The 15,597-nt window shown below is 39.0% G+C and carries 15 protein-coding genes, 1 pseudogene and 2 riboswitches; of the genes and pseudogenes, 12 read left to right on the top strand and 4 right to left on the bottom strand.

Annotated elements, in window-relative coordinates; translation table 11 throughout:
* Nucleotides 1-706: 706 nt before the first annotated feature.
* Nucleotides 707-1,612 (bottom strand): nuclease-related domain-containing protein, encoded by a 906-nt coding sequence (locus J2Y67_RS21100; RefSeq protein ID WP_310177255.1) that lies wholly within the window; start codon nucleotides 1,610-1,612, stop codon nucleotides 707-709.
* A gap of 198 nt (nucleotides 1,613-1,810) precedes the next feature.
* Between J2Y67_RS21100 and J2Y67_RS21095 the strand changes: the two genes are divergently transcribed.
* Together J2Y67_RS21095 and J2Y67_RS21090 are read left to right on the top strand one after the other, a co-directional pair.
* On the top strand, nucleotides 1,811-2,560 hold the full coding sequence (locus J2Y67_RS21095; protein ID WP_310177253.1) for a Cof-type HAD-IIB family hydrolase: 750 nt from the start codon (nucleotides 1,811-1,813) through the stop codon (nucleotides 2,558-2,560).
* 116 nt (nucleotides 2,561-2,676) lie between these two features.
* Nucleotides 2,677-2,877, top strand: a complete 201-nt coding sequence (locus J2Y67_RS21090; RefSeq protein ID WP_310177251.1) for a cold-shock protein — start codon at nucleotides 2,677-2,679, stop codon at nucleotides 2,875-2,877.
* 60 nt (nucleotides 2,878-2,937) lie between these two features.
* Here the strand turns inward: J2Y67_RS21090 and hpaB are convergent, their stop codons facing one another.
* On the bottom strand, nucleotides 2,938-4,371 hold the full coding sequence (hpaB, locus tag J2Y67_RS21085; RefSeq protein ID WP_310177249.1) for a 4-hydroxyphenylacetate 3-monooxygenase, oxygenase component: 1,434 nt from the start codon (nucleotides 4,369-4,371) through the stop codon (nucleotides 2,938-2,940).
* Nucleotides 4,372-4,717: 346 nt separating this feature from the next.
* Between hpaB and katA the strand changes: the two are divergent.
* Nucleotides 4,718-6,111: pseudogene (katA, locus tag J2Y67_RS21080) on the top strand (catalase KatA).
* A gap of 378 nt (nucleotides 6,112-6,489) precedes the next feature.
* Here katA and J2Y67_RS21075 read toward each other — a convergent pair.
* Nucleotides 6,490-7,416, bottom strand: coding sequence for a DMT family transporter (locus J2Y67_RS21075; RefSeq protein ID WP_310177247.1), 927 nt, complete (start codon nucleotides 7,414-7,416; stop codon nucleotides 6,490-6,492).
* A gap of 198 nt (nucleotides 7,417-7,614) precedes the next feature.
* Here J2Y67_RS21075 and J2Y67_RS21070 point away from each other — a divergent pair, with 198 nt between their 5' ends.
* The 6 genes from J2Y67_RS21070 (at nucleotide 7,615) to ribH (ending at nucleotide 12,624) form a co-directional block, all read left to right on the top strand.
* A complete protein-coding gene (locus tag J2Y67_RS21070) occupies nucleotides 7,615-8,103 on the top strand; it encodes an Lrp/AsnC family transcriptional regulator (protein WP_310177245.1) in 489 nt (162 codons plus the stop codon).
* A gap of 199 nt (nucleotides 8,104-8,302) precedes the next feature.
* Complete coding sequence (locus J2Y67_RS21065; RefSeq protein WP_310177244.1) at nucleotides 8,303-8,767, top strand: GyrI-like domain-containing protein; 465 nt, start codon at nucleotides 8,303-8,305, stop codon at nucleotides 8,765-8,767.
* A 107-nt stretch (nucleotides 8,768-8,874) separates the two neighbouring features.
* Nucleotides 8,875-9,020, top strand: a riboswitch (FMN riboswitch).
* Between the two features lie 127 nt (nucleotides 9,021-9,147).
* Nucleotides 9,148-10,230 carry a bifunctional diaminohydroxyphosphoribosylaminopyrimidine deaminase/5-amino-6-(5-phosphoribosylamino)uracil reductase RibD gene (ribD, locus tag J2Y67_RS21060; protein WP_310177242.1) on the top strand — a complete coding sequence of 361 codons (1,083 nt, stop codon included), beginning with the start codon at nucleotides 9,148-9,150 and terminating at the stop codon, nucleotides 10,228-10,230.
* Between the two features lie 10 nt (nucleotides 10,231-10,240).
* Nucleotides 10,241-10,900, top strand: a complete 660-nt coding sequence (gene ribE, locus J2Y67_RS21055; protein ID WP_310177239.1) for a riboflavin synthase — start codon at nucleotides 10,241-10,243, stop codon at nucleotides 10,898-10,900.
* Nucleotides 10,901-10,923: 23 nt separating this feature from the next.
* Nucleotides 10,924-12,117 (top strand): bifunctional 3,4-dihydroxy-2-butanone-4-phosphate synthase/GTP cyclohydrolase II, encoded by a 1,194-nt coding sequence (locus tag J2Y67_RS21050; RefSeq protein WP_310177237.1) that lies wholly within the window; start codon nucleotides 10,924-10,926, stop codon nucleotides 12,115-12,117.
* A gap of 39 nt (nucleotides 12,118-12,156) precedes the next feature.
* Nucleotides 12,157-12,624 (top strand): 6,7-dimethyl-8-ribityllumazine synthase, encoded by a 468-nt coding sequence (gene ribH, locus J2Y67_RS21045; RefSeq protein WP_310177235.1) that lies wholly within the window; start codon nucleotides 12,157-12,159, stop codon nucleotides 12,622-12,624.
* Nucleotides 12,625-12,679: 55 nt separating this feature from the next.
* Here ribH and J2Y67_RS21040 read toward each other — a convergent pair whose 3' ends face one another.
* Nucleotides 12,680-12,859 carry a Dph6-related ATP pyrophosphatase gene (locus J2Y67_RS21040; protein ID WP_310177299.1) on the bottom strand — a complete coding sequence of 60 codons (180 nt, stop codon included), beginning with the start codon at nucleotides 12,857-12,859 and terminating at the stop codon, nucleotides 12,680-12,682.
* Between J2Y67_RS21040 and J2Y67_RS21035 the strand changes: the two genes are divergently transcribed.
* From J2Y67_RS21035 to J2Y67_RS21025, 3 genes are all read left to right on the top strand, one after another.
* The gene (locus J2Y67_RS21035) at nucleotides 12,793-13,128 is read left to right on the top strand and encodes a Dph6-related ATP pyrophosphatase (RefSeq protein ID WP_310177234.1); all 336 of its coding nucleotides are present in this window, start codon (nucleotides 12,793-12,795) and stop codon (nucleotides 13,126-13,128) included. The genes J2Y67_RS21040 and J2Y67_RS21035 overlap by 67 nt on opposite strands.
* A 111-nt stretch (nucleotides 13,129-13,239) precedes the next feature.
* A riboswitch (cobalamin riboswitch) is annotated at nucleotides 13,240-13,432 on the top strand.
* A gap of 171 nt (nucleotides 13,433-13,603) precedes the next feature.
* Nucleotides 13,604-14,569, top strand: coding sequence for an ABC transporter substrate-binding protein (locus J2Y67_RS21030; RefSeq protein WP_310177232.1), 966 nt, complete (start codon nucleotides 13,604-13,606; stop codon nucleotides 14,567-14,569).
* Between the two features lie 19 nt (nucleotides 14,570-14,588).
* Nucleotides 14,589-15,596 (top strand): FecCD family ABC transporter permease, encoded by a 1,008-nt coding sequence (locus J2Y67_RS21025; protein WP_396954114.1) that lies wholly within the window; start codon nucleotides 14,589-14,591, stop codon nucleotides 15,594-15,596.
* Nucleotide 15,597 lies beyond the last annotated feature (1 nt).

The raw sequence follows: 15,597 nt of genomic DNA, 5'->3' as shown, positions 1-15,597 counted from the left end.
AAAGGCGATCTATTCGACCGGTTAAGGAAAAAAGAGAGGTCAAGGTAGCGTATCAAGGTTCTACGCGACCGAGACAGACCCCAAAACAGGATCCTGGTCGCATAAAGACGATCTATGCGACTGGTTAAGGAAAAAAAGAGAGGTCGCGGTAGCGTATCAAGGTTCTATGCGACCAAGACAGAGCACAAAATAGGATCCTGGTCGCATAAAGACGATCTATGCGACTGGTTAAGGAAAAAAAGAGAGGTCGCGGTAGCGTATCAAGGTTCTATGCGACCGAGACAGAGCCCAAAACAGAATCTGGGTCGCATAGAGGAGGTCTATGCGACCATTATAGTAAAAAAAGAGAGGTCAAGGTAGCGTACCAAGGTTCTATGCGACCGAGACAGAGCACAAAATAGGATCCTGGTCGCATAAAGGCGATCTATGCGATCGATATAGTAAAAAAAGAGAGGTCAAGGTAGCGTATCAAGGTTCTATGCGACCGAGACAGAGCCCAAAACAGAATCTGGGTCGCATAGAGGAGGTCTATGCGACCATTATAGTAAAAAAAGAGAGGTCAAGGTAGCGTACCAAGGTTCTATGCGACCGAGACAGAGCCCAAAATAGAATCCTGGTCGCATATAAGAAATCTATACGTCCGAACCTCCGAAAAAATCTAAACTACCGGTTGCCATTCGAAAGCTGTGCTTTTTCTAAAAAATTATTACTCAAAAAATGTCCATCGGCCATAGCCGGTCATATTAAAATGTTTTTTAAGAACTCTAGTTATCATCTTTTTAGATTCAATTACCTTACACCATTCTTGAATCAAACTAGTGGTAATTTTTAAATCAGGAAAAAGCATCCTTAGTTCATCTACGCTCCTTATTATCGCTGAATCGAGATCCTCTTGTTCCCTGCAAATCCCACAGACTAATTTATTACCTTCAACAGACACCGATAAGGAATGGCATGTACCACATACAAACCCTTTTTTTAACTGACCATACTCATAATGCGGCACAAGAGTATAGCGTGATTTTGGTTTATGTAATGCAATCAATTCATCCGACAGTCTCGTATGTCTTTTATCCAATTTTGTAGGCGTCATATTTAAATTTCTTATTAATCGATTAAGCTGTGTTGGAAGAATAATGGGCTTGTCTAGGGGAGCTTGGTAAAGGGAAAACTCGGGGTTGATAAATACTACATATCCTTCCACTGATATTTTATAACCAATACTGTGGAGAAGTTGGCGGAATAAAGATTCGGTTCGTTCTAACTGGTTCAGTGCGTTTTTAATTTCGTCGCCATTTTTTATGTAGAACCGGCCAGATTTAAAATAAAAATCACCTTCATAATTTTTCACTTCGAAAAATTTAAGTGTATCTTGAAAGACAATGGAAGAGTCGATTTGGAACTCAGTGTTGTTTAACTCAAATAATAAATCATTTAAAATATAACAATCGTTATTCAGTTCCACTGTTAATTTGTCAAACATCACTTCACCTTCAAAGCCTTTTTCTTTGTATAAATAGGCTTTTTTATCTTTTTCTGTTAAATCCATACGTGCATTTAACGACCTCAAAATGATTAAGTCATATGGAACGAGGCGAGGTTTTTTTAACATAATTCACAACCTTTCTATTAGGATAAGTATATTGTATAAAAAAATAAAGTACGAATGTATGAATGTTTTGTTAAACTTAATTATTTTCTATAAAAATATTATGTAAACTAATCAAACCCGAATATCCATACTTTGAAAATCACCTATAAAAGGTGTTAATCTTATACAATAAAGTGTGGAAGGAGTACATAACAAAAAATGGATAATAATAAAAATGATATCAAACTCATTGCCCTTGATATGGATGGAACCCTTTTAAATGACAAGGGGGAAGTTTCCAAAGGAAACCGAGAGGCAATAAAGGAAGTACAGGAAAAGGGAATCTATGTTGTCCTAAGTACAGGGCGTTCATTACGAACATGCAAGGAACATGCAGATTCACTTGAGCTTACATCCTTTCTCGTAACTGTAAATGGCAGTGAAATCTGGGATGACAAGCGTGAAATAGTGGAAAGAAATTTAATGAAATCGGACTTAATCCAATGGATGTGGGAATTGTCAAAACAGCATAGTACAAAATTTTGGGCAATCAGCACGGAAGGAAATTGGTTTAATGATATGCCAGAAGATCTTCATCGCTTTGAATGGTTAAAATTTGGATTTGATATAGATGACGATGAAATTCGAGAACTAATTAAAAAAGAGCTTCAAGCACAAGGCGAATTTGAGCTGAGCAACTCAACTCTTAAAAATATTGAAGTCAACCCTATCGGAATCAATAAGGCAAAGGGATTAAAAATTGTTTGCGACCGTCTTGGAATTGATATGGAGAATGTCATGGCTTGCGGGGACAGTTTAAATGATATAGCGATGATTAAAGAAGCTGGTTTTGGTGTGGCAATGGGAAATGCACAGGAAATTGTGAAAGAAACGGCCGATTGGGTTACAGCAGCCAATAATGAAGACGGAGTGGCCAAAGCCATTCGAAAATGGGCGCTAAAAAAATAAAAGTTTTTCAAAATAGGTGATTTTGGTTTAAAAATAATTTTTTTGGGAAAAGCTATTCTAGCAAGTATATTTTGCAATAACATGTATTGGCTAAATGCTAGGAGGCTACAAAAGAAATGGAACATGGTAAAGTAAAATGGTTTAACAGTGAAAAAGGCTTTGGATTTATTGAGCGTGAAGGTGGGGATGATGTATTTGTTCACTTTTCCGCGATTCAAGGCGAAGGGTACAAAACATTAGACGAAGGTCAAGAAGTAACGTTTGATATTGAAAATGGCCAACGTGGACCACAAGCAGTAAATGTGCACAAAGCATAAAAACGATAAAACAAACCCCATTTCGTGGGGTTTGTTTTTTTAGATGATTTTTTGGGGGGATTACTGATTTTTTAAAAATTCCTTCACGAATCCAATCGATTGTTCGCGTGGGTAAGTTTGGTAAATATTACTTGTCATTTTGACAGGGTCTCCGAAAAAGTAGCGTTCGTATAGGGATTGCCTTGTTCCAAAGGAACTCATGCTACAATCCCAAGCCAGGCGAAAAAGTCTTACACGATCAAGTGCATCAGCATTTGCAGCTTGCAGATATTGGTTAAGGTCTCCCTTTATTTCTGATGAGAAATCCGCTTCGGTTGGAATCGATACCAGACCGCTTGCCCCAATTTGCTGCAAAATTTCACAAAGCCTCGGATAAAGGCGTGAATACGTGATAATCGCTGTACTTAAGGAGGTAAAATCGGGAGCCATTGTTCCCCACTTATCCAATTTGGCGTTTATTTCGGAGGAAAGCAGCAAAGCCTTTATCGTTTCTAGTCCAACAATGATCTCACTAACCTTCTCCTGGATATGATGGTATTCTCCAACATTAATCGTATCCACAAGCATTTGCGCGACACCCAAAATAAATTCGGTTTTGACCACTCTCCGTGCTGTTACTTGATGCCCTGCTAACGGATAAAAGCTGCTTTCGGCAAAAATATTATAGGAAGCCTCGGGATTTTGATAGCAAAAGACACGCTCCCAAGGCACAAAAACATCATCAAATACAACGATCGTATCGATTTCATCAAATCGAGAGCCGAGAGGATGGTCAAAATGACTTTCCTTGTAACGAAAAGATTCACGGCAGAGGAATCTAAGTCCCGGAGTGTTGCTAGGAACAGAAAAAGCATAGGCAAAATCTTTGTTGATTGCAGCCATATGCGTCGGAAAGACGAGGATTTCATCGGTAATCCCGCCTTGTGTTGCTAAAAGGCGTGCACCCTTAATAAAAATACCATCTTTATTTTGCTTGATGGTTTTAGCCGAAATCACTTGCGCAGAATCCTCTGAATAGGTTTGAGAACGATTGACCTGGGGATTTATAAACGTATGGGTAAAAGTTAAATCTCTTTCCCGTGCATTTTCATATAATTTCCGCATATTTTGCTCAAATGGTTTAGAGGAATCCGAAAAAATGGATGCAGCCGCAGCAAAAGCCATTACCGCTGTATTCATATAATCCGGTGAGCGTCCCAACATTCCTGCACTTGTTCTGGCCCAGTTTTGGATCATTTCTCTTCTAAGGGCTAAATCTTCTTTCGTTTTCGGCTCAAGGAAGGAAACACCAACCTGACTTCCACTGGAGGGAGATGTATAGGTCATATTGTTCACAGTAAGCTGCTGATCGAATAATTTTGCCTGGTTTTCCATAATTCCCGCAAATGCAGGATATTCAGAAATTTTGCCACTCACTTGCTTTCCCTCTATCCAAATCTCCGCATGATTATAATTGATTCTATCAATATATTCTTTTCCTGAAATTGCAGGCATAAATCGACACCTTCTTGTCAGTCTTATTACAGTAAATGTTGAAAGCTTGATTTGGTTTGTACATCAGTCTATATTCACTCACCTGAAAAAAATTGGACATTAATTTTTAAAGAATAGGAATAACAGCTAGATATTTTAATAATTTAATAGTGGGCCAAATTGTTTTTTGTATATTAAAATCAATACTAATTTAAAATAATTATAAATTGGTATTGATCTTAATTAGATTAATATTATAATTTAAGTGAAGTTATAAACAAATAGCTTATGAGTTGATGGAATAAGTAACCAAAAGAAGCCTTTAACAACTAGTTCAGGGGCACCGGTAGGGGATAATCAAAATTCAATGACAGCAGGAAGTCGAGGTCCGACATTAATTCAAGATGTACATTTGCTTGAAAAATTGGCCCATTTTAACCGCGAACGGGTGCCGGAGCGGGTTGTTCATGCGGAAGGTGCCGGAGCACATGGCTATTTTGAAGTGACAAATGATCTATCAAAGTATACGAAGGCAAAGGTTTTCAATGGAGTCGGGAAGCAAACGCCTCTATTTATTCGATTCTCAACGGTAGCCGGAGAATTAGGCTCAGCAGATACTGTACGTGATCCGCGCGGTTTCGCCGTGAAATTTTATACAGAGGAAGGAAACTATGATATTGTAGGGAACAATACACCGATTTTCTTTATCCGGGATGCCATAAAGTTTCCTGATTTATTCATACACAAAAGCGGGATCCTAAAACGCATTTGAAAAATCCAACAGCGATTTGGGATTTTTGGTCCTTATCACCAGAATCGCTCCACCAAGTAACCTACTTAATGGGAGATAGGGGGATTCCTGCGACACTCCGCCATATGAACGGCTATGGCAGCCATACCTTTAAATGGGTGAATGCTGCAGGAGAAGCGGTTTGGGTGAAATATCACTTTAAGGCCGAACAAGGTGTTAAAAACATGTCCAATGAAGTGGCAGCTAAACTAGCAGGTGAAAATCCTGACTATCATACAGAAGATTTATTCAACGCGATTGAAAAAGGGGATTTCCCTGCTTGGAAATTATATGTGCAAATTATGCCGCTTGAGGATGCAGATACGTACCGTTTTGATCCATTTGATGTAACCAAAGTTTGGTCACATAAAGATTACCCATTAGTTGAAGCAGGGAGGATGGTCTTAAACCGTAATCCGGAAAACTATTTTGCTGAAGTAGAGCAGGCGGCCTTCTCACCTGGAAACATGGTACCGGGTGTCGAAGCTTCACCGGATAAGATGCTTCAAGGAAGGATTTTTGCTTATGCTGATGCTCACCGCTATCGTGTAGGTCCAAACCATAATTTGCTGCCAATCAATCGACCTAGGGTGGAAGCCAATAATTATCAGCGGGACGGCGCCATGCGATTTGATGGCAATGGCGGCGGATCTGTTTATTATGAACCGAATAGTTTCGGGGGTCCGAAAGAAGTACCCGATTCAAGGCAAACACCTTTCCCAGTAGCCGGAAACGCAGCAAGTGTTGCCTATGATCACAATGACCACTATACACAGGCAGGCGATTTGTATCGTTTAATGGATAAAGAGGAGAGGACGCGGCTTGTTGATAATATCGTAGAGGCAATGAAGCCGGTTGAAAGAGACGATATCAAACTTCGCGCCATCCAGAATTTTTACAAGGCAGATCCTGAATATGGTGAACGGATTGCAAAAGGATTGAATTTGGCCATTCCACAAGGTGTTAAGTAAGCTAGTAATTTAGTAAGCTGCAAGTGGAAAATAACCTAGTTTAAGTGGAAAGTATTTTGCGGGAACTGGAAAGTAAACCAATCAAACCGGAAAGTATTTTGCTTAAAGTGGAAAGTAACACAAAAAATACGAAAAAATAAGAAGAAAAGTGGTAAAGTTGGATAGAAAAACCAGGCAGATTGCCTGGTTTTTTGAATATTTTATTGGTACTTAAGTGAAGCGGAAAGTAAAAACGAATAAGTAGAAAGTATTCTGTTGGAACTGGAAAGTAAACATGCAAAACTGGAAAGTAAAACGTCTGTAACAGCAATGATGATTGCTATCGGGACCATGACTAGTAATCTATTCTACATTCCAATTGGATTTACAAGCATTTATTTAGGCACCAAATTTAAGATTCGCTTTTGTGGATTTCCGTCGTCTCCTCCTGTTTTTGCTTGAACCAAACCATGAAAACAAGAAACATCCACTAATAACAATGATGCTGCCGACAAGTTCTGTCCAAGTCATCCTTTCTCCTAAAAAGAAAAAGGCAAGGATGGATGTAAAAATGGGGTTAAAATTTAAAAAGATTCCTGAATTCGTTGCCCCGACTTTAAGAACCCCAATATTCCATAGTACCATACAAACAACGGTTGAAATCACGCCCGTATATAGAATGGCCCAAAGGAAGCTTGAATTGAAATTAGAAATTTGGAAGCTAGATAGATTGAATGGAATCAAGATTACTACTCCAAACACTCCAGAATAGAATGTTGCCAGTATTGGTGGCATTTTCTTCATCACCCATTTACTACAAATCGAATAAAGCCCCCAAATGATTACGGCTGCAACCATCCACAAATCCCCAATATTAAAATGTAGGGAAAATAAATGTGAGATTTCTCCCTTCGACAATACCATCAATACTCCTAAAAAGGAGACTCCCATTGAAAATATTTGCAATGTCTTTAGTTTTTCCTTTAGCAAAAGGGCAGAAAAAATCGAAATCGAAATTGGGTTTAAGGTGGAAATCAAACCTACATTTGTTGCGGTGGTTTTTTCAAGCGCTAAGAATTGAAAAAGGTTGAAAAAAACAACCCCTGTTAACCCCATAAATAGTAATGGGATAAGGGATGTCTTTGGAGGAATCAGTTTTTTTTCCTGTTTTAAAACAATCGGTAAAAGGACAAGGATGGCGATCAACCACCGTAGGGTTGTGATAGTCATCGGTGATGCATGACCCACAAGAAATTTACCAAAAACAAAATTTCCTCCCCATAAAAAACTGGTAAGAAGCAATATAAGAACATAAAAGATTGGCATTAGGATTTGCCCCTTTTCAATTATTTTATATTAATAATACTAACAAAAACAATTAATTTATTACGATTTATTTTGTTAATATGGATAAATTACGAATGATTAAAAGTATAATGAATAAAAAACGAATTATTATTAATTAGTTGTGTGCTAAAATGATGGTAAACAATCAAATATTCGGCAAAAGGGATGAGGAAGGATATGTTGGATGGGGCAGAATGGAATAAATCCTTAGATACACTTGATCTAAAAATCTTGGAATTACTGCAGAAGGAAGCACAACTAAGTAATGTAGAACTTGCAAGAAGGGTGAATCTTTCACCCCCTGCGACTCATGCCAGAGTAAAGCGCTTGGAGAATGAAGGATTTATCGATCGTCAGATAGCGGTTTTAAATTCTAGGAAGCTTGGATTTGATTTACTTTGTTTTATTTTTGTGAGTACAAATATTCACCAAAAGGAACAACTCGAATATTTAGAGAGTGCAATGAATTTGATGCCGGAAATTCTGGAATGTCATTGCTTGACAGGGGAATATGATTATCTTTTAAAAGTTGCCAATCGGAATCGCGAGGAACTAGAGAAATTTATTCGGAAGTTAAATTTACTTCCTGGTGTAAATCGGATCCAAACAAGCTTATCTTTAAGAGAGATAAAATTTACCACCGCATTGCCTATCAACAGCGATTAAACCATTTGCTTGGGTTCTTTCTAGTCATTTTGTCACACGTAGATGGAATATTATTCAAGTTTTTACTAGTATTTTGAAATAATTTTTAAAAAGTAGCAAATTTAAGTATTGGCTACTTTTTTGTTTGGATTTTAGGCAGGAATTTCAGTACTAAATTCAGAATTATAAAAATAGGATGTTTGTAAAAGGGGGAGTTAACTTGGAAGTAAAAGTAGTAGAAAAAGAGGAATTAAAGGTAGTTGGAATTGCCTGGAATGGAACCTATTCACAAACAAAGACGATTCCAAGTCTATTTACAGTGATGGAAGAACGACTTCGTGAAGTACAAAATAAAACGAATGAACCTGTCTTAATTGCGCCTTTCCACAGCAGAGAAACGGAGTTCACGTATTTTGTTACCGCACCGGTGCAAGAAATAACGGAGGTTCCGGAAGGTATGGTAGGTTTTACGATTCCACGTAAAAATTATGTATATACGACCCATAAAGGGAAAGCAGAAGAGGTTGAAAATACATACCGGAAGATTTTTTCATGGATGAAAGATTATGGCTATGAACAAGACCATCAGGCATTAACCTTAGAAATTTATAAAGAGGAACATAAGACTGACAATATTGCAGGTAAGTTGATTTTTGATATTTATCTTCCGGTGAGAAAGTATTAGAAAAATTATAGTGAAAAAAGGAAAGTCGAAAATTTCTCAAAAATAACGAACAAATCATTTCCCTTTCTGGATTAAATTCGTTATACTTACAATATTATAAAATTAAATAGTTCCTTCGGGGTCAGGTGAAATTCCTAACCGGCGGTGATGAAGCATTCGCTTCTTAGTCCGTGACCCGGTTAACATTTGTTAAACGGTGGATCTGGTGAAACTCCAGGGCCGACAGTTAAAGTCTGGATGGGAGAAGGAAAAAATATTGGGATTAGAAATTGGGTAAAAAAAACCTATTTTTAAGCCTTGATTTCCTATTGCCTTTATTAGGACCCTGAAGATTTTTTTTCAGGGTCTTTTTATGTTCTGATAAAAGGAGAACCACCAAAATGAACGATACAGACTACATGAACTTAGCCGTGAATTTAGCAAAAAGTACATTGGGACAGACTGCCCCTAATCCAGTAGTTGGAGCAGTAGTGGTAAAGGACCATCAAATCGTTGGTATGGGTGCCCATTTAAAAGCAGGACAGCCCCATGCGGAGGTCCATGCGATTCAAATGGCGGGTGAAAAAGTAAAGGATGCAACCATGTATGTCACCCTCGAGCCCTGCAGCCATTATGGTAAAACACCGCCCTGCTCGGATTTAGTCATTCGTACAGGAATTAAGAAAGTGTTTGTTGCGACCACTGACCCCAATCCTCAGGTCGCAGGCAAAGGTATTGAAAGAATAAGAAAGGCCGGGATTGAGGTAGAGGTTGGGCTGCTTCAAGAAGAGGCCCGTGAGCTGAATAAGGTCTTTTTCTACAATATCAGTACTGGTTTGCCGTACGTTACGTTAAAATCCGCCATCAGCCTGGACGGGAAAACGGCTACAGTAACAGGTGCAAGCAAATGGATTACCGGAGAGGAAGCAAGGCAGGACGTCCATGAACTCCGGCATCAGCATGACGCCATTTTAGTAGGAGTCAATACCGTCATTAAGGATAATCCCAGCTTGACAACAAGGCTGCCTTCAGGCGGGAAAAATCCGATTCGGATTATCCTTGATACTGGTCTCAGAACACCTGTTGATGCAAACGTCGTAACAGATGGTCTAGCACCGACATGGATTATTACAGGTTCGGGTACCGATTCGAAGAGGGAAAGAGTATACCAAGATTTAGGGGTAAAGTTGATTAAATTGCCGGAGGGACAAATAAACATCCGCGAAATGTTAAAAGTAATAGGAGAAATGGGCATTACTTCATTATTCGTTGAAGGCGGTGCGGAGGTGCATGGAAGCTTTTTAAAGGAACGCGCATTTCAACAAGTGATAACCTATATTGCACCGAAACTAATCGGCGGCAAATTAGCTCCAGCTTCTTTTGGCGGTGAAGGCTTTGAAACAATGGAAGAGATTGTTTCTTTAAAAATTAAAGAAGTGGATCGTATTGGCAATGATATCCGCATTATTGCAGAACCTAAGTGAGGAGTACACTATGTTTACCGGAATTATTGAAGAAATTGGTTTGGTTTCAAATATTCAACGAACGGGAGAATCTTTCGTCCTTACCATTGAAGCAAAGAAAATACTTGATGATGTCCATCTTGGGGACAGTATTGCTGTTAATGGGGTATGCTTAACCGTCACTTCCTTTACCGGGAAACAGTTTACTGTAGATGTAATGCCGGAAACAGTGAAGGCAACCAGTTTAAATTCAGTCAAGCGCGGTTCCAAGGTGAATCTGGAAAGGGCGATGGCTGCCGGAGGGAGATTTGGCGGTCATTTCGTATCCGGGCATATTGACGGAACCGGGGTAATTAAAAGTAAAAAGGCTTTTGAAAATGCGGTTTATTATGAGATTGAAGCGAAACAAGAGATGTTAAACTACATTATTTTAAAAGGTTCGGTTGCGGTTGATGGGACTAGCCTTACCGTTTTTGGCAAGTCAGAGGATACCTTTACGATTTCACTCATTCCCCATACATTGTCTGAAACGATTTTAGGTCTAAAGGGTTCAGGTGATCTTGTCAATTTAGAATGCGATATGATTGGAAAATATGTGGGCCATTTTATAACTGGCATAACGAGTGATCAAGGGAACAAAGGTGCATCAGGAATAACAGCCCAATTTTTAGCTGATAACGGATTTGCCTAAATAATAGAAAGGAGTGATAAAAGATGTTTAATACCATTGAAGAGGCTTTAGAAGATTTAAAACAAGGAAAAGTTGTCATTGTCTGTGATGATGAGGACAGAGAAAATGAGGGTGACTTCATCGCCTTGGCCGAGAAAGCGACACCAGATGTGATTAATTTAATGGCGACCCATGGAAGAGGATTAATCTGTGTGCCAGTCGAAGAGGAAATAGCACAAAAACTTGATTTGTTCCCGATGGTATCGGTTAATACAGATTCACATGGAACAGCTTTTACTGTAAGTATCGACCATAAATTTTCAACAACAGGAATTTCTGCATTTGAGCGCTCCGCAACGGTTTTGAGTATGCTTGATCCAGAATCCAAGCCTTCAGATTTTAAAAGACCTGGGCATGTTTTCCCGTTAGTCGCTAAAAAAGGCGGGGTTTTAAGAAGAACAGGCCATACGGAAGCGGCAGTAGATTTAGCAAAATTATGTGGGGCAATGCCGGCAGGTGTGATTTGTGAGATTATGAATGAGGACGGCACAATGGCACGCGTCCCTCAATTAAAAAAAATCGCTGGCGGGTTAAATGTAAAACTGATTACGATAAAAGACTTGATTGAATACCGCAATAAAAAAGACCAACTTGTTAAACGTGAAGTGGAAATTAACCTGCCAACCGAATTTGGAACCTTTAAAGCGGTCGGTTATTCCAATCTTGTTGATAATAAAGAGCATGTGGCATTAGTAAAAGGGGAAATTGACCCTGAAAAGCCGATTCTTGTTAGGGTTCATTCCGAGTGTTTAACAGGGGATGTTTTTGGATCCTATCGCTGTGATTGCGGACCACAGCTTCATGCTGCCTTAAGTCAAATAGAAAAAGAAGGCTATGGCATCCTTCTATACATGCGTCAGGAAGGCCGCGGTATTGGTTTATTGAATAAACTCAGAGCTTATAAACTTCAGGAAGAGGGCTACGATACCGTTGAAGCAAATGAAAAGCTAGGTTTTGGAGCAGATCTAAGAGAATACGGGATTGGTGCGCAAATTTTGAAGGATCTCGGAGTAAAACAAATGCGTTTATTAACCAACAACCCTAGAAAAATTAAAGGTTTAAAAGGATATGACATTGAGGTTGTCGAGCGTGTTCCGCTCCAAATGGAAATGAGAAAAGAAAATGAGAACTACCTTCGAACAAAGCACGACAAATTGGGGCATCTTTTACATTACTAAGGAAGAAAAAATAATAAGGAAACAAATGGAGGAAGTAGCATGGGACATATTTTTGAAGGCAATTTAGTTGGATCAGGATTACGAGTAGGAATCGTAGTAGGCCGTTTTAATGAATTCATTACAAGTAAATTATTGGGTGGGGCCCAGGATGCACTAAAAAGACATGGTGTAAATGAAACGGACGTCGATGTTGCCTGGGTACCGGGGGCATTTGAAATCCCATTAATTGCACAAAAAATGGCGGAAAGCAAAAAATACGATGCCGTTATTACCCTAGGTACGGTTATTCGCGGCTCCACACCGCACTTTGATTATGTGTGCAATGAAGTATCAAAAGGTGTTTCTGCGATTACTTTGAAAACAGGCATTCCTGTGATGTTTGGTGTTTTAACAACTGAATCCATTGAGCAAGCAATCGAACGTGCCGGAACAAAAGCAGGGAACAAAGGCTGGGATGCAGCAACAGCAGCGATTGAAATGGCCAATCTTTGCAGAACATTTGAATAATAAAGATCGTTTAAAGCTAAACAATAGGCAAACATCTTGCCTATTGTTTAGCTTTTTACTCATTTTTAGGAATAAGATCAATAAAACAAAAACGATTTGTATTTGTATGATGATCTATAGTATTTGTGACTTCTTTTGATAATTCAAACTCTATTTGTTTCTTAAATAATGGCCCATCAAATACGAAAGTATGAAACTCTCCAAACTCTCCGCAAGGGTCAACTTCTTGAGGCAGCTCCTTTAAAAAGCTTTCATCAATTACTCTGCCGCCAAAGGAGGAATGTATCATTTAGCGGTGGAAAGGACTCTACACTTGCTTTAGATCGTTTGATTCGTTCTGGTGATTGGGAAATTGATTCATTATTAACGACCATTTCTGAGGATACACAAAGGACAAGTGCCCATGGTGTTCGCGAAACATTATTAGAACAGCAAGCACTTTCTTTAGGGCTGCCGTTAAGGAAGGTCTATCTTCCTGACATTCGTACGAACGATCTAAGATAATCAGATTTTCAATTGAACACAATGACTAGTAGGAATTTTTTACTTTGAACGGAAATTTTTCTAAAAACATGTACAAAGTATTTTCTTTTCCGATATAATGAAACTGTCATAAAAAATATTTTAAAAATAGGTGCTGAAATTTTTTTCGAGATTTTTAGCTTAAAAGGGAAGTTTGGTGTAAAACCAACGCGGTCCCGCCACTGTAAATGGGAGCAACCTATAGAATGTCACTGTCAATATAGATGGGAAGACATAGGAAGCGATGAACATGAGCCAGGAAACCTGCCTATTTAAATGCGCCCGGAAACCTACGAGGATAGGGAGGTGTGGAACGCTAGACTCCTTTTACTTTCATATGAGTAACTGAATCTAATCGAACCAACATCTCCATTGATTATGTGGAGATGTTTTTTTGTATGGTGCAAATATTTTTTTGATCAAGCAATCATATCAATCAAAAATAGGGGGAAAAAACGTGAAAAAATGGTATTCACTATTGTTAGCGGTCATGCTAATTATAGGTGCGTTAGCAGGTTGTGCTGGAAAACAAGATCAAGGGAAAGAGGAAAAGAAAGCGGGAGTTGTAAAAAGCTCAGAACAAGCTGCTTTTCCGGTTACAATTAAAGATGCTTTAGGAGATAAGGTTGTCATTGATAAGAAGCCCGAAAGGATTGTCTCATTAATCCCAAGTAATACAGAGATTGCATTTGCCTTGGGCCTAGGAAAAGAAGTGGTGGGAGTATCCGATTACGATAACTACCCAGCAGAAGTATCGAAAAAAGTGAAAGTTGGCGGGCAAGAGATAAATGTAGAAAAAATCATCTCTTTAAAGCCGAATTTAGTATTAGCGCATGAATCCGCTGCAAGTATTGAGAAAGCGGCGCTTCAACAGCTAAGAGATGCCGGTATCAAGGTTTTTGTAGTGAAAAATGCTGATCATTTTGAGCAAGTGTATAATACCATTGACACAATTGGGAAAGCTACCGGAGAAGCAGAAAAAGCCGGCGAAATCATCAAAGGGATGAAAGATAAACTTGCCGTTATTCAAGCAAAGGCAAAAGAAGTAAAAGGAGAGAAAAAGGTACTAGTGGAAGTATCACCTGCACCAGAAATTTATACCGCTGGAAAAAATACCTTTATGGATGAAATGTTATCCATGATTAAAGCGGATAATATTGCACACGATCAAAATGGCTGGGTGAAAATTGATGAAGAAGCCATGGTCAAACGCAATCCTGATGTAATCGTGACTACATACGGATACTATGTGAAAAATCCAGCTGCAAAAGTGTTAAACCAAAAAGGCTGGGAAAATGTCAATGCCGTGAAAAACAAACAAGTTCTAGATGTTAATGCCGATAAAGTAAACCGTCCAGGTCCTAGGATTGTTGAAGGAGTAGAGGATCTTGCAAAGGCCATCTATCCGGAAGTTTTTAAATAATAAATTTTTCGCCTATTTTATGGCAGGAATATTTCTTGTTTTTGCCGTTTTATTTGGAATTTCGATGGGGACGGTTTCCGTTCCCATTCTTACGATTATGAAAATCATTTGTTCGAATATTCTCGGAATTCATTTTTCTGAACAAGTGGATCCGATGTATCAAAGTATTGTCATGAACATTCGTCTTCCAAGGGTAATCCTGTCAGGTCTTGTGGGCGCAGCACTTGCCATTAGCGGTGCTGCCTTTCAAGGGCTGCTTCGAAACCCGTTAGCCGATCCTTATACATTAGGAGTATCTTCTGGAGCGTCAGTGGGAGCAGTCTTGACCTTATTTTTTCGATTTTCGCTTCCTGTTTTAGGAGCCTTTACATTACCAGTCCTAAGCATTCTATTTTCTTTTTTAACGATTTTTTTAGTGCTGATGTTTGCGCGGAAGATTGACCGCTCGATGAGAGTTGAAACCATTATTTTAACGGGGATTATTTTTAGTTCGTTTTTAGGAGCCCTCATCTCACTGATGATCGCTCTAACAGGTGATGAGCTCCGCGAAATCATTGGCTGGCTGTTAGGCAGTGTCTCGATGAGAGGTTGGGAATACATAAAGCTTATTTTGCCGTTTTTTATAATTGGTGCTGTCATCCTAATCTTCAATTCCAAAGAATTAAATGCAATGTCGTTTGGCGAGGAGAGGGCACAACATTTAGGAGTAAATGTTCTACGAAGAAAATTAATCATCTTAACAGCTGGATCGATTTTAACCGGAGCCGCAGTGGCTGTTTCAGGAACGATCGGTTTTGTCGGCCTGGTCATTCCCCATCTATCAAGATTATTATGGGGACCGGACCATAAGCATCTTCTTCCGCTATCGATTTTATCTGGATGCGGTTTTTTAATATTAGCAGACCTTGTATCACGAACAATTATTTCTCCTACTGAATTGCCAATTGGTGTGATTACGGCGTTAATCGGTGCACCGGTGTTTGCTCTCATTCTCATGCAGAGAAAAAGGAAGGAAAGAAGTGGTTAAC

This window comes from Neobacillus niacini (assembly GCF_031456445.1).
GTDB classification, from domain to species: Bacteria; Bacillota; Bacilli; order Bacillales; family Cytobacillaceae; genus Neobacillus; species Neobacillus niacini_I.
Note: the sequence above shows the minus strand (reverse complement) of the source record. Positions and strands in the feature narration are given on the sequence as shown.

Bases quoted from the DNA above. Each gene is read 5' to 3' on its own strand.
- ribD (WP_310177242.1), top strand. From the start codon at position 9,148: ATGAACGATACAGACTACATGAACTTAGCCGTGAATTTAGCAAAAAGT.
- J2Y67_RS21070 (WP_310177245.1), top strand. From the start codon at position 7,615: ATGTTGGATGGGGCAGAATGGAATAAATCCTTAGATACACTTGATCTA.
- J2Y67_RS21075 (WP_310177247.1), bottom strand. From the start codon at position 7,416: ATGCCAATCTTTTATGTTCTTATATTGCTTCTTACCAGTTTTTTATGG.
- ribH (WP_310177235.1), top strand. From the start codon at position 12,157: ATGGGACATATTTTTGAAGGCAATTTAGTTGGATCAGGATTACGAGTA.
- J2Y67_RS21035 (WP_310177234.1), top strand. From the start codon at position 12,793: ATGGCCCATCAAATACGAAAGTATGAAACTCTCCAAACTCTCCGCAAG.
- J2Y67_RS21090 (WP_310177251.1), top strand. From the start codon at position 2,677: ATGGAACATGGTAAAGTAAAATGGTTTAACAGTGAAAAAGGCTTTGGA.
- hpaB (WP_310177249.1), bottom strand. From the start codon at position 4,371: ATGCCTGCAATTTCAGGAAAAGAATATATTGATAGAATCAATTATAAT.
- J2Y67_RS21100 (WP_310177255.1), bottom strand. From the start codon at position 1,612: ATGTTAAAAAAACCTCGCCTCGTTCCATATGACTTAATCATTTTGAGG.
- ribE (WP_310177239.1), top strand. From the start codon at position 10,241: ATGTTTACCGGAATTATTGAAGAAATTGGTTTGGTTTCAAATATTCAA.
- J2Y67_RS21050 (WP_310177237.1), top strand. From the start codon at position 10,924: ATGTTTAATACCATTGAAGAGGCTTTAGAAGATTTAAAACAAGGAAAA.
- J2Y67_RS21025 (WP_396954114.1), top strand. From the start codon at position 14,589: ATGGCAGGAATATTTCTTGTTTTTGCCGTTTTATTTGGAATTTCGATG.
- J2Y67_RS21095 (WP_310177253.1), top strand. From the start codon at position 1,811: ATGGATAATAATAAAAATGATATCAAACTCATTGCCCTTGATATGGAT.